The organism is Haloarcula amylolytica JCM 13557 (assembly GCF_000336615.1).
GTDB classification, from domain to species: Archaea; Halobacteriota; Halobacteria; order Halobacteriales; family Haloarculaceae; genus Haloarcula; species Haloarcula amylolytica.
The window spans coordinates 14,855-27,963 of record NZ_AOLW01000007.1 but is presented as its reverse complement, the minus strand read 5'-3'; the positions used below and the strand labels follow the sequence as shown (position 1 = coordinate 27,963).

The following is a 13,109-nucleotide window of genomic DNA, read 5'->3' as shown; positions in this document are numbered from 1 at the left end:
GCCACTTACAGTTTCGGTTCGGCGCTCGACGTGACCAATTGGTAGAGGCCATAGCTACCGAAAAGAACCCCGGCACAAACGCCGAGCGCGGAGCCGATATCCTGTCGCTGGCTGAACCGGACGAGATAAAAGACCGCGGTTAGTCCGCCGCCGACGAGCGGGTACGCCGGTGACGCGAGCAGTCCCTCGACGAGACTCGTGGCCCCCACCAACACGAACAGCGCGAGCATAAACGCGCCTTCGAGTCCGGACGGGGGGTTCCCCAGAACGTGTGCGTGATACAGGTAAATGCCGACGATAGTCAGCGGAGCCAGCAGGTCGCCGCCGTCTGGACGCCGGAGTGCAGGCATAGCAGTCGGTTCACGACCAATCAAAAAAGCGGTTTCTGTCCGTCCCCACATCGACTGCCCGAGCAGGCGGGTCCGTGGACCCGCTCAAATCACCCCGCTCAGGTCAGTTCGATGCCGTCGATTTCGAAGTGTCGCTTGGCCAGTTGCCGGGCGGCGTCGATGTTTCGGCCTTCGCGACCGATAGCGGCCCCGCGGTCTTCCTGTGCCACTTCGACGTAGGCGACGGTGTCGTCGTTCTCCGAGACGGTGACGTTGTACACCGCGGCCGGCGCGAGCGCGTTGGCCACGAAGTCCTCGGCCGTCTCGGCGGCTTCGACGAGTTTGACCTCGCGGCCGAGACGCTCCTCGACACGCTCGACCGTCTGACCGCCCGGGCCGATAGCGTCGGCCATCTCCCCGCGCTTGACCAGATACACCACCTGGTCGTGGTCTTCGTCGACGATGCAATCCCGGACGGTGACGGCTGCTTCGTCCTCGAAGAGGGCGACCAGTCGACGCGCTTCGTCCGAGAGTTCGACCCGCATCAGTCCTGGGTCGTACCCATCCGGAGGTTGACGTCGCCGGTGCCGAGCTTGATCGGCTTCCCGACGATGACGTTCTCCGTGACGCCGTCGAGTTCGTCGACCTCGCCGTGGATGGCGGCGTCGAGCAAGTGATTGACTGTCACCTCGAACGCTGCACGGGCAAGCACGGAGTCTTTCGACCCCGAGATACCGTGGCGGCCGATGGACTCGATGGTCCCCTCGTTGGTCATGATATCGGCTACGAGCATCAGGTGCCGGACGTTCACGTCGTCGAGCCCCTGCTCTTCGAGCGTGTTCATCGTCTCGTTGATGAGCGTCTCGCGGGCCGCTTCAACGCCGAGTTCCCGGTAGATCTCGTGGATGTTGTTACACGTCGTTCGGGAGGCGTCGACGCCTTCGATGTCCAGCACTTCGCCGAAGTCCGATCCTTCGGTGTAGAGGACGAACTCCTCGCCGTTGTCGGTCTCCTCCTTGCGGATGACGACGCGGGTGATCTCCTCGATACCCTTGAAGACTATCTCCCGGAGCTCCTCGACCAGTTGCAGCAGGTCGCGGTAGCTGGGTTCCTCCGGACCGAACTCGATGACGGTGCCGGCCTGCCGGGTCGAGACGCCGAGGTTCGACTCGATGGTTTCGGCGATCTCCTCGGCGATGGCGTCCGTGTCGTTGACCGTCGGCCACCGCTCCAGCAGGGTGTCCTCGTTGAGGTCGATCTCGACGAGCATGTCCGCGACGTTCGTCGAGATGTCACCCAGCGCGAGGATGCGCGTCGCCTCGATCTTCCAGACGACCTCATGAGCGCGCTCGCGGTCGTCCGCGTACTCCTCGTCGAGGTGGACCGTCATCATCGGCGTGTCCGGGGTCTTCCGGGCGTCTACCAGCTCAATGAGCCGCGGCAGGCCCTGGGTCACGTCGATCTCGGCGACCCCCGCGTAGTGGAACGTGTTCATCGTCATCTGCGTTCCCGGTTCGCCGATAGACTGGGCCGAGACGGTCCCGACCGGGTCCAGCGGGTCGACGCGCGTGTCGAGGTAGCGGGACTCGACGGCCTTGGCGATACGGTCGGCATCGTCGACGCCGACGCCCCGTTCCTCAACGGTGCTGTACACCTCGTTTTTCAGCCGTCGCGGCAGCTCAGTGTCCTCGACGACGGCCTCGATGTCTGCTGATACGTCGTGTGCTGTCATTGTTAGTCGTCACCCTCGGCCATCCACCAGTCGTCCGCGTGCTCCGAGAGGTTGGTCCGCTCGGTCCGCGTGCCGAGGAAGCTCTCTTTCTGCTTCTCGCTCTCGAACTCCTCGTCGAGGACGCTGTCTGCGATCTGCTCGACGTCGACGGCGTCACCCTCCTGATTAGAGGAGACGTCGACCGGCGACGTGCCGTCCTCGCCGAACTCGAACTGAACGATGGTGTCGCTTGTGTCCCGGACGGTCCCGTCGTACTGCGTTTCGAGTTCGGACAGGGCGTTGATGAGCCGGCGCTGCAGGTACCCGGACTTCGATGTCCGGACGGCCGTGTCGACCAGCCCCTCGCGGCCACCCATCGCGTGGAAGAAGAACTCCTTCGGGCCGAGCCCGGAGCGGTAGGACGCCTCCACGAAGCCGTGGGCGTCCGCCGAGAGGTCGTTCTCCTCGAAGTGCGAGAGGGTTCGGTTCTCGTAGCCGCGGTTGATCCGCTCGCCACGGACTGCCTGCTGGCCGACACAGCCGGCCATCTGGGTCAGGTTCAGCATCGACCCACGCGCACCGGACTCGGCCATGATGACGGCCGGGTTGTCCTCGCCGAAGTGGTCCTCGGCGATGTCACCGGCGGAGTCACGCGCCTTGCCCAGCGTCTGCATGATCTTCATCTCCAGCGTCTCGTCGACGGTCCGACCGGGCAGCGATTCGAGTTCGCCGCGGTCGTAGGTCTCGATGAGTTCCTCGACGCGGTCGTACGCGCTGTCGATGGCGTCGTTGATCTGCTCTTCGGCTTCCCGCGGGATGGACTCGTCGTCGATGCTGATAGAGAACCCGAAGTGCATGATCGACCGCATCGCCAGCGCCGAGACCTCGTTGACGAGAATCCGGGCACGGGTCCGCGAGTAGTCCTTGGCGATGGTGTCGACGATTTCGCCGCCGAAGGCCCCGACGGCGTCCTCGTCGATGGTGCCGCCGGTCATCTGGCCGTCCTCGACGACGACAGTGTCGCCGGCGGAGGACGTGAACTCCAGGTTCAGGTCGTCCGGCAGCAGTTCCGAGAACAGCGACCGGCCGGTCCAGTACTCCTCGCCGTCCTCGTCGACGCCGTCGGCCTCGGGCAGTTCGTCGATGCGCGTCGCCCGAAGCAGGTCCAGCGCCTGCGTCTCGTTGAATTTCGGATTGGTGTGGGTCAGCAGGTAGGTCCCGCTGATGTGGTCCTGAATCGCGCCGATGATGTTCTCGCCGAAGCGCGGGGAGAGCATCTGTTCCTGCACGCGCATGAGGACGCGGGCCTCGGCCCGGGCCTCCTCGTTCTGGAGGGCGTGCATGTTCATCTCGTCCCCGTCGAAGTCAGCGTTGTACGGCGGACAGACCGTCGTGTTCAGCCGGAACGTCTTGTACGGCATCACGACGACCTCGTGGGCCATGATGGACATCCGGTGCAGCGACGGCTGGCGGTTGAAGATGATGATGTCGCCGTCGACAAGGTGGCGGGACACTTCCCACTCCGCTTCGACCTTCTCCGCGAGTTCCTCGCAGTTCTTCTCGGTCACCTTCAGCCGGCGGCCGTCCGGCCGCTTGACGTAGTTCGCGCCGGGGTGGGCTTCCGGCCCGTTGGAGACGTACCGGCGGGCCTCTTCGAGATTGCGCTCGGTGACGTTCATCGTCTGGGTCATCTCCTTGGCGACCCGGTCCGGCACGCCGACCTCGTTCAGCGAGAGCGTCGGGTCCGGCGAGATGACGGTACGAGCGGAGAAGTTCACGCGCTTCCCGGACAGCGAGCCACGGAAGCGGCCCTCCTTGCCTTTCAGGCGCTGAGAGAGGGTCTTCAGCGGGCGGCCGGAGCGGTGTCGCGCCGGCGGCGTCCCCGAAATCTCGTTGTCCATGAACGTGGTGACGTGGTACTGCAGCAGTTCCCAGAGGTCCTCGATAATCAACTGTGGCGCACCCGCCTCGCGGTTCTCCATGAACCGCTGGTTGATGCGGATGATGTCCACGAGCTTGTGGGTGAGGTCGTCCTCGGAGCGCTGGCCGTTGTCCAGCGTAATCGAGGGCCGTGCCGTCACCGGCGGCACCGGCAGCACCGTCAGAATCATCCACTCCGGGCGGGAGCGGGCCGGTTTCATCCCCAGCACTTCGATGTCCTCGTCCGGGATGTCCTCGAACCAGTCCCGGATGTCGCTTGGCATCAGCTTGTTCATGTCCTCCTCGGTCAGGTCGACCGACAGCGCCTTCTCCAGGGCGCGGCGGTCCTCCTGACGCGGGCGGAACTCGCCGCTGAGAATCTCCTGAACACGGCTGCTGTCGATGCCGGTCTCCTCGGAGAGCTCGATGGGCGAAATCGGGTCCTCGGACTCCTCCATCGCGGCGGCGATCCGCTCGGGGTAGTCCGAAGCCAGCACGTCCTGGACCTCGTAGTACGTGGTCGGCTTCTCGTGTTTGATGTCGTACTGCTTCTCGCCACAGAACGGACAGCGGTCCTTCTTGCGGGCCTGCCGGATGGCGGCCTTGGTCACGTCGTTGAGGTCGCGACCGAGGTCCTGGGTCCGTGTCAGTCGATCTTCGAACTCCTCGCGCTCGTGCTCGTCGAGACAGAGCCGGGAGCACTCCCGGCAGGTCCCGCGCAGGAGCCGGCGGATGAGCTTCGCGAAGCCGACGTGGATGACGGGCGCAGCGAGTTCGATGTGGCCGAAGTGGCCGTTACACGACCCGCTGTGTTTCCCGCAGGTCTTGCACTCCAGGCCGGGGTCGATAACTCCGAGCCGTGGGTCCATGAGCCCCATGTCGATGGGGAAACCGTCGTCGTCGTACGTGTCGGCCGTAATCACTTTCGTGGCCGACATCTCGCGGTACTCCTCGGGGTCCATCAGCCCGAAACTGAGCTGACCGATTTCCTGGGGTGTCTGTTGTGAGCTCATACTGCGTCCTCCAGTTCGATCCGCGGCGCGATACCGAGCGCCTTCATCTCGTCGAGCAGGAGCTTGAACGCGTAGGACATCTCGACCTCGTGGATGTCGGTCTCCTCCTCGCAGTTCGGACAGTAGATGCGCCGTTGTTCGACGTTCTCGACGGCGGTCATCCCACACTGCCCGCAGACGTTGATCCACTCGCGGTCGGACTCATCGAGCAGGCGCTCCTTGAGCGCCATCGCCGCGCCGTGCCCGATGAGCACGTCCCGCTCCATCTCACCCACACGCAGGCCACCTTCGCGGGCGCGCCCCTCAGTGGGCTGGCGGGTGAGTACCTGCACCGGCCCGCGCGAGCGGGCGTGCAGCTTGTTCGAGACCATGTGGTACAGCTTCTGGTAGAAAATGTCGCCGACGAAGATCTCCGCGTCGATCTTCTCGCCGGTGACACCGGAGTACATCGTCTCCTTGCCGCTGGAGTCGAAGCCGTGCTCTTCAAGCGAGCCCCGGAGTTCCTCCTCGTCCTCGCCAGTGAAAGCAGTGCCGTCGACGCGCCGGCCTTCGAGCGCGCCGACCTTCCCGCCGATCATCTCCAGGATGTGGCCGACGGTCATCCGCGACGGCAGCGCGTGCGGATTGATGATGAGGTCCGGGACGACGCCCTCCTCGGTGAAGGGCATGTCCTCCTGCGGGGCGATGTGGCCGACGACACCCTTCTGGCCGTGCCGCGAGGCGAACTTGTCCCCGAGTTCGGGGATGCGTTCGTCACGAACGGAGACCTTCGAGAGCTTCGAGCCGTCCTCGCCTTCCATCAGCGTGACCGTGTCCACGACGCCGGATTCGCCCGAGCGCATCGTGACGCTCGTCTCCCGGCGTTTCTGGGGCGAGAGGCCGCCCATGTCGTCCGGCTCTTCGAGGAACCGGGGCGGGCTCGTCTTGCCCAGCAGGACGGCGTTCTCGCCGACCTTCGTCTCGGGGTTCACGAGACCGTCGTCGTCGAGGTGCGTGTACGCTTCCTCGCCGCGTGCGCCACGAACTTCGTCGTCGGGAATCTCGAAGCGGTCCTCCTGACCGCCGGGGTAGCGCCGTTCCTCGCCCTCGTACGTGCGGAAGAAGTGCGAGCGGGCGAGCGCGCGGTCGACCGACCCCTGGTTCATCACCAGCGCGTCCTCGATGTTGAACCCCTCGTAGCTCATCACGGCGACGACGAAGTTCTGTGCCGCCGGGCGGTCGTCGTAGCCGATCTGCTCGGTGGTCTGGGTCTTGACCATCGAGAGCTGCGGGTAGTGCAGCAAGTGCTGGCGCGTGTCCGGGCGAATGCGGTAGTTCGCCGACGGCAGGCCCAGCGACTGTTTAATCATCCCCGACCCCATCGTAATCCGGGGCGAGGCGTTGTGTTCGGGGTACGGAATCATCCCGGCACCGATACCGAACATCAGCTGCGGGTCGACTTCCAGGTGCGTGTGCTTCTCCGTGAGTTCGTCCTCGTCGACGCCGACGAGGATGTCCTCTTCCTCCTCAGCGTCGATGAACTCGACGAGGCCACGCTCGACGAGTTCCTCGAATTCGAGCTCGCCCTCTTTGACCTGCTCGACCTCCTCGTCGGTCATCAGCGGCTCGCCGTCCTCGACGACCAGCAGCGGGCGGCGGGCACGGCCGGCGTCGGCGTTGATGATGACCTCACCGGTCCGGTTCTTGACCGAGACGTTGACCATCTGGGAGACGTCCCCCCGTCGTCGCGCCTGTCGTACCTGTTCTGCGAGCTGTTCCGGGTCGGGATGTGTCCCGACCAGACTACCGTTTACGTATACTTTGGCTTCGCGTCCCTGACTCATATTAATCGTCCGCGGGCTGCTGTTCTATCGACTCGATACCGGGGATGCCCTGGACCCCCATCTCTGCGAGTTCCTGTTTGAGACCCTGCGGGTCCGACACGTCCTGTGACAGCTCCATCGCCTGGGCGAAGTTCTTCACCAGCCCACAGTTGGGGCCTTCAGGCGTCTCGGAGGGACAGATGCGACCCCACTGGGTCGCGTGCAGGTCCCGTGCCTCGAAGTGGGGCTGAGAGCGACTGAGCGGTGAACGCAGTCGCCGGAGGTGTGACAGCACCCCCATGAAGTCGGTCCGGTCGACCAGCTGGCTCACGCCGGAGCGGCCGCCGACCCAGTTCCCCGTCGCGATCGGGTGTTCGAGTCGCTCGGTCAGCACGTCCGAGCGAACGACCGTCGAAACGGAGAGCTGACGGTTCCGCATGTTGGCCCGTTCGAGCTGGTACTTCACGTCCCGGGCGAGCTTGTTCAGCGCCGTCCGGAACAGGTCGGTCATCAGGTCGCCGCTGACCTTCAGCCGCTTGTTGGCGTAGTGGTCCTTGTCGTCGGATTCGCGACGGCCCAGTGCCAGTTCGAAACACGCCTCGGCCATCCGGCAGAGGTAGAACGCCTTGTTGATGCGGACCTCCTCTTCCTCGACGCCTTCCTCGTGCAGGTGCGGGAGGAGATAGCGGTCGATGACGTAGTTGGCCCGCTTGAGCTGGTAGTTCTTGCCCTGCCCGGAGGCGACACGCTTGCCCAGCGTCTCGATGGCTTCCTCGGTCGTCTGGACCTCGGCCTCCTCTAAGTTCTCCAGCATGAACTTCACGATTTCCGGGTCCTCGCTGACGCGGTGGACGATCTCCTCGTCCGATTCCAGCCCCAGCGCGCGGACCAGCGTGACGAAGTCGATGCTGCCAGAGACGGACGGGAACGAGACTTCCAGCAGTCCGTCCCGCGTTCGTTCACACAGCACCAGGGCGCGGTACCCGCGGCGCTGGGAGAACGTCTTGGCGACCTGCACCTCGTCGCCGTACTTGGTGTCGTACTCGGCCAGAATCTTGTTCGGGGCGAGGTCCTCGCTGGTCATCAGCACCCGCTCGGAGCCGTTGACACAGAAGTAGCCACCGGGGTCTGCGGGGTCCTCGCCGATGTCGATGAGCTCCTCGTCGGTGAAGCCCGCGATGTTGCACTTGTTCGACCCGACCATGATGGGCATTCGCCCGATCTTGGTCTCGGTCCGGTCGACGACTTCCTCCGGCTCCTCCTCGCCACCGCGGACGATGGCCATCTCCATGAACACCGGCGCGGAGTAGGTGATGTTGCGGAGGCGGGCCTCCTGCGGGTACAGCAGTTCCTCGCTGCCGTCGGCCTCACGAACCCGTGGGGTGACGACGCGGACGTCGCCGAGTTCGACCCACACCGGTTCCTGCCCTTCCTTGTCACCGATATCGGTCTCGATGGTCTCTTTCTCGTCGACGACCTGCTGCATCCCCCGGTCGAGGAAGGCGTTGAACGAGCGGAAGTGGTGTTCGGCGAGCCGTTCCTTGGCGAAATATTCACGCGATATAGCGCGGCGATCTTGTGTGTCCATTATTCTACCACCAGTCGATACACGACGGCTTCGTCCGTCGTTCTGGAGTCGCGGACGATCCGAACCACGTCACCGACTTCGGCGTCATCGGGCAGCGCCTTGTCGGTGCGCTTGATCTTCGGAAGGTCCGTTTTCTTGATTTCATACTCCGTGAGTACTGCTTCGAGGTCGTCCTCGTCGACGACACTGTGGTCTGGGACGAGGTCGTGTTGACTTACATCTACCATGTGTGTGCGTGTGCGTTTGGCCTGCTGCTGGAGAAGGTGGCTGTCACGAGATACTACAGGGCCGTACTGTCGGGGCGCATATAACACTTACCAAGTCGCTCTGCTGTGGCTACCGGACCCGCCCACCCTCACGGACTGCGGGCGTGGTTGCTCCTACCACCCACATGAAGCAGAGCGGACATAGAACTTTGGGTCCCGTCATGTGCACTCATCACGGGGCGGGTTTCTTTGGAAAGTCTTAATACCGACACCAAGGTACGAAGAAATGCAACGAAGGCCCGGATGGTGTAGTGGCCCATCATACGACCCTGTCACGGTCGTGACGCGGGTTCAAATCCCGCTCCGGGCGTTCCTATTGCGACCTAACTGACGAGCACCGTGCAGTATGTGCTCGTAGGCTGCCCGGATGGTGTAGTGGCCCATCATACGACCCTGTCACGGTCGTGACGCGGGTTCAAATCCCGCTCCGGGCGTACTTTTCCGACGAACAAATCCGCGAGTCGGGAATCCGTAACGAGCGGATTTGAATCACGCAAGACGAGCACCGCGAGTCTTGCTCCGGTTCAAATCCCGCTCCGGGCGCTCACTCCCCTCCGGGCACGTTTTGCTGACTCTTCAGCAGACAGTAAACACCGCCTACTGGTCGATAAAACGGCATATACTGATACCACACGCGCGGCACAATAGCAGACGTCCGGGGAAGTGCCCCCTTGGCCTGTCATAGTGTCCGTCCACCGGGCCGGACGTGCTATCACTTCACGCGGTGCGGCATATGTTTTGTGTTGGTTGTAAGCCGTGCCGATTAGCGGCTGCCAGCGACAAACTGTTTACGAGCCCCCGCAAAAGAGGGGCCATGGAGGACGTGGATGGCGAGGAAATGCCCGGCGCGATCGTCGAGGCGTTCCTCGAACGCGAGGAGGGCGTCCGGGCGCTGCTTGAGGAACTGGAGAAGCTCACTATCGAGGGCCGTCACGAGGAGGTCCGCGACCGCGTTCGCAATCTGGCCGACAGCGACGAGTCGGTGTTTTACACCGTGGCCTTTAGCCTCACCAACTCGCGGCAGTTCTTCGGCGACGTGGAGGCACAGCTGGACGTGACCGCCGCGGACCGGCTTCGGGACCTCGCCGACACGTTTCCCGCGCTGGCCGAGCCGTTCAACATCGTCCGAACGGAGCGGGCGGACGACCGGCTGAACCCGGTGACGGACACGAGCTACGCGGTGAGCTACCACCGCGGCGTCGAGTCGCCGATGGTGACCTACAGCCCGCTGTCGGGCGAACAGGAGCTGTACGAATCTCGCGGGACGCCAAGCGAGGTGTTGCGGGTCGCGTCAGACCTCACGGGCGCGACGACCGACGCGCTGGACGTGGCGATGGACAACGACTACTCGGTCAACACGGAGGAGCTAAGTGCGCTCATCGACCGCCGCGAAGAGCTGGAGACGGAGCTGAGCAAGCTCCGGGACCAGCTCGACGAACTTCGCCGGACGCCGGTCTCAGACGAGTAGCGACTGACGGTTCACATAGGCAGAGAGCGGTACAGAGGGACAACCCGCGTCGCAGTGCCGCAACTGAGGCGTTTATGTGTCACGGCCCTAAATGCACAGATACGATTTGCTATGGGAATGGACCGACTGGAAGATCAGGTCGAGAAGGAGGGGCGGGACCTGTCGATCCTCGAAGCCGTCATCGAGAACGGGCCGATCGGTATCGTTCGGCTCGCCGAGGAGACAGGGGTCCCGAAACACAAGGTGCGGTACTCGCTGCGGATGCTGGAAGACGACGAACTCATCGAGCCGACGCCGCAGGGAGCGATTCCGGTAGACAACATCGACGAGCGGGTCGCAACGATCAACGACGGAATCGACCGACTGGTCGAGCAGTTGGACGGACTGCGGGACGTGTTTGCGGCCGCGGAGTAGCGCCGACGGGACGACCAGTCGGCACCCGTTTCCGTGGCAGTAACCCTTTTTGAACGCCGACGCGATGGGTTTGTATGGATGTCGCTCTCATCAGCGATTCGCACATCCCGTCCCGGGAACACGAAATCCCGCCGTCGTTCCGGGAACGCATCGAGGTCGCCGACCACGTCATCCACGCCGGTGACTTCGACAGCAAGGGGGCGCTCGCTGACATCCGCCACATGGCGACGGGGCTGACCGCCGTCTCGGGCAACATCGATCCGCAGATCGGGTTGCCGGACCGGGCGACAGTCGAACTCGGCGGCGTCACGTTCGTCGTGACACACGGCACCGGGTCGCCGCGGGGCTGGGCGGACCGCGTCGCGAGAGCGGTTCGGGAAGCGGCCGACAGCAGCGCCGTCGGCGTCGCCGGCCACACGCACGAACTGACGGACACTGTCTACGAGGGAGTACGACTCCTGAATCCCGGTAGCGTCACGGGGGCATCGCCGGCCAGCCGACCGACGATGCTGACGGCGGCGGTCGAGGACGGGACGCTCGACGTGGCCAAGCACGAACTGTAGCACAACGCGGCAGGCGCGGGACACTGTGAGCGGCCACCGAGAGATGGCGGCAGCCGTTGCCGCTGTTGGCCGGCTTTGCAGCGAACGCGGGTCTTTTTCCCGCAGGGACCGCAGAGGCGGTATGGAAGTGTTCGCGGTCGAGGGGTTGCCCGAGGTCCGCCCCGGCGACGACGTGACCGAACTGCTCGTCGAGCGGGCCGACCTCCGGGACGACGACGTGGTCTGTGTCGCCAGCACCATCGTTTCCAAGGCCAACGGACGCGGCCGGTCGCTGTCGTCGTACGAGCCAGGCGAGCGCGCCGAGCGCATCGCGGCGACCATCGAGGACATCGCCGGTGAGGAGAAAGACCCTCGAATGGCACAGGCGATTCTCGATGAGTGTACTGAGGTGCTGGTCGAAGCCCCCTTCATCCTCGGCGTGACGGAGTTCGGGCATATCACCGTCAACGCGGGCATCGACCGCTCGAACGTGCCCGGCGCGGACCTCCTCTTGCTCCCCGAGGACCCGACGGCGGAGGCCGAAGCGATCCGCGATGGTATCCGCGAACAAGCGGGCGTCGAACCCAGCGTTATCGTCACCGACACGTCGGGCCGGCCGTTCCGACTCGGTCAGCGCGGGGTCGCGCTGGGCTGGGCCGGGCTCCCTGCCTCTCGGGACTGGCGGGGCGAACACGACCGTGACGGCCGCGAACTCGAAGCCACCGTCCAGGCCGTCGTCGACGAACTCGCCGCCGCGGCCAACCTCGTCACCGGCGAAGGCGACGGCGGGACGCCCGCCGCAGTCGTCCGCGATTTCGACTTCGGCGACCACGCGGGCAGCGAGCAACTGTTCCGCGACCCGGAGAAGGACGTAGTCAGACAAGCACTCAGAGACTGGTCTCATGTACGCGATTGAACTCACCCCGGAACACCCGGTCGATCAGCTCGCCTCCTTCGCAGCACAGGCCGAATCAAACGGACTCGACGGCGTCTTCGCCAGCCATCACTACAACAACCGCGACCAGTTCATGTCGCTGTCGGCGATGGCCGAGCGGACCGACGACGTGTTGCTCGGTCCCGGCATCGCTAATCCCTACGAGACACATCCGGTGACGCTTGCCTCGCGGGCCGCGACGCTGGAGGAACTGAGCGACGGCCGGGCCGTCTTCGGTATCGGGCCGGGGGATAAATCGACGCTCAGCAACCTCGGTTTCGACCACGACGACGCCCTGCGCCGCGTGCTTGAGACGTTCACGACCGCCCGGAAGCTCTGGGACGGTGAACGTGTCGACCACGACGGGACCTTCGAGGCGGTCGACGCCGGGCTGAACTACGAGGTCGGCGAGATTCCGGTGTACGTCGGCGCGCAGGGGCCACACATGACCCGGATGGCGGCGAAGCACGCCGACGGCACACTGTACAACGGAGCGCATCCAAAGGACCTCGCGTGGGCACGCGAGCAAGTAGAAGAGATGGCCGACGAACGGCCCGAGGAGTACGGCGAGTTCGACCTCGCGGCCTACGCCAGCGTCTCGGTCGCCGAGGACGAGGCCGAGGCGCGGGAGGCCGCCCGACCGCCGGTCGCGTTCGTCGCCGCGGGGTCGCCGCCGCCGGTGCTCGACCGCCACGGCATCGACCACGACGCCGCCGAGGAGATTGGGCAGGCAATTTCGGCCGGCGAGTTCCCGACCGCGTTCGAGGCGGTGACTGAACCGATGCTCGACGCGTTCTGTATCGCCGGAACGCCGGAGACAGTCGCTGAGCGCACGGCGGAGCTAGAAAAGTATGCTGACAGTATCGTGTTCGCGTCACCGCTCGGGCCGGACGTCGAGACAGCTATCGATTTGCTTGGGGCGGTCCTCGACCGCCGGAGCCACTGAACAGCGACAGCACGGCCCCCAGCGACAGGTACCCGAAGAAGACGACCGAGACGGTCGTGATGACGGCACCGACGGCGAGCATGAGTGCCGCCAGCGGGTCGTTCAGTGCCACGTCGATGAACCAGCCGGGCATGTCGATGACGCTCTGGAGCAGTTCCGACAGCAGTCCTTGCATT

Annotated in this window: 13 protein-coding genes and 2 tRNA genes; 7 read left to right on the top strand and 8 right to left on the bottom strand. The window is 64.6% G+C overall.

The window, feature by feature from the left end; translation table 11 throughout:
* Nucleotides 1-5 precede the first annotated feature (5 nt).
* From C442_RS02370 to C442_RS02340, 7 genes are all read right to left on the bottom strand, one after another.
* Nucleotides 6-350: a hypothetical protein gene (locus tag C442_RS02370; RefSeq protein WP_008307511.1), complete on the bottom strand. Its 345-nt coding sequence runs from the start codon at nt 348-350 to the stop codon at nt 6-8.
* Between the two features lie 98 nt (nt 351-448).
* The gene (locus tag C442_RS02365) at nt 449-874 is read right to left on the bottom strand and encodes a NusA-like transcription termination signal-binding factor (protein ID WP_005537133.1); all 426 of its coding nucleotides are present in this window, start codon (nt 872-874) and stop codon (nt 449-451) included.
* Nucleotides 874-2,061: a DNA-directed RNA polymerase subunit A'' gene (gene rpoA2, locus C442_RS02360; RefSeq protein ID WP_008307509.1), complete on the bottom strand. Its 1,188-nt coding sequence runs from the start codon at nt 2,059-2,061 to the stop codon at nt 874-876. The genes C442_RS02365 and rpoA2 overlap by 1 nt, the downstream gene beginning before the upstream one ends.
* 2 nt (nt 2,062-2,063) lie before the next feature.
* Entirely contained in the window at nt 2,064-4,973 is a 2,910-nt protein-coding gene (locus tag C442_RS02355; RefSeq protein ID WP_008307507.1) for a DNA-directed RNA polymerase subunit A', read from the bottom strand.
* Complete coding sequence (gene rpoB, locus C442_RS02350; protein WP_008307505.1) at nt 4,970-6,796, bottom strand: DNA-directed RNA polymerase subunit B; 1,827 nt, start codon at nt 6,794-6,796, stop codon at nt 4,970-4,972. Before rpoB ends, C442_RS02355 begins: the two co-directional genes overlap by 4 nt.
* 1 nt (nt 6,797) lies before the next feature.
* Nucleotides 6,798-8,363, bottom strand: coding sequence for a DNA-directed RNA polymerase subunit B'' (locus C442_RS02345; RefSeq protein ID WP_004959113.1), 1,566 nt, complete (start codon nt 8,361-8,363; stop codon nt 6,798-6,800).
* Nucleotides 8,363-8,590: a DNA-directed RNA polymerase subunit H gene (locus tag C442_RS02340; RefSeq protein ID WP_004959115.1), complete on the bottom strand. Its 228-nt coding sequence runs from the start codon at nt 8,588-8,590 to the stop codon at nt 8,363-8,365. Before C442_RS02340 ends, C442_RS02345 begins: the two co-directional genes overlap by 1 nt.
* 276 nt (nt 8,591-8,866) lie before the next feature.
* Between C442_RS02340 and C442_RS02335 the strand changes: the two genes are divergently transcribed.
* From C442_RS02335 to C442_RS02305, 7 genes are all read left to right on the top strand, one after another.
* A tRNA-Asp gene (locus C442_RS02335) sits at nt 8,867-8,939 on the top strand.
* A 51-nt stretch (nt 8,940-8,990) separates the two neighbouring features.
* A tRNA-Asp gene (locus tag C442_RS02330) sits at nt 8,991-9,063 on the top strand.
* A 380-nt stretch (nt 9,064-9,443) separates the two neighbouring features.
* Nucleotides 9,444-10,097 (top strand): hypothetical protein, encoded by a 654-nt coding sequence (locus C442_RS02325; RefSeq protein WP_004516061.1) that lies wholly within the window; start codon nt 9,444-9,446, stop codon nt 10,095-10,097.
* Nucleotides 10,098-10,214: 117 nt separating this feature from the next.
* Nucleotides 10,215-10,511, top strand: a complete 297-nt coding sequence (locus C442_RS02320; RefSeq protein WP_008307501.1) for a winged helix-turn-helix transcriptional regulator — start codon at nt 10,215-10,217, stop codon at nt 10,509-10,511.
* A gap of 74 nt (nt 10,512-10,585) precedes the next feature.
* Nucleotides 10,586-11,074: a metallophosphoesterase family protein gene (locus C442_RS02315; protein WP_008307500.1), complete on the top strand. Its 489-nt coding sequence runs from the start codon at nt 10,586-10,588 to the stop codon at nt 11,072-11,074.
* A 121-nt stretch (nt 11,075-11,195) separates the two neighbouring features.
* Nucleotides 11,196-11,969 carry a coenzyme F420-0:L-glutamate ligase gene (locus C442_RS02310; RefSeq protein ID WP_008307499.1) on the top strand — a complete coding sequence of 258 codons (774 nt, stop codon included), beginning with the start codon at nt 11,196-11,198 and terminating at the stop codon, nt 11,967-11,969.
* The gene (locus C442_RS02305; RefSeq protein WP_008307498.1) at nt 11,956-12,933 is read left to right on the top strand and encodes a 5,10-methylenetetrahydromethanopterin reductase; all 978 of its coding nucleotides are present in this window, start codon (nt 11,956-11,958) and stop codon (nt 12,931-12,933) included. The genes C442_RS02310 and C442_RS02305 overlap by 14 nt, the downstream gene beginning before the upstream one ends.
* Here C442_RS02305 and C442_RS02300 read toward each other — a convergent pair.
* On the bottom strand, nt 12,890-13,108 hold the full coding sequence (locus C442_RS02300; protein WP_008307497.1) for a hypothetical protein: 219 nt from the start codon (nt 13,106-13,108) through the stop codon (nt 12,890-12,892). The genes C442_RS02305 and C442_RS02300 overlap by 44 nt on opposite strands.
* Nucleotide 13,109 lies beyond the last annotated feature (1 nt).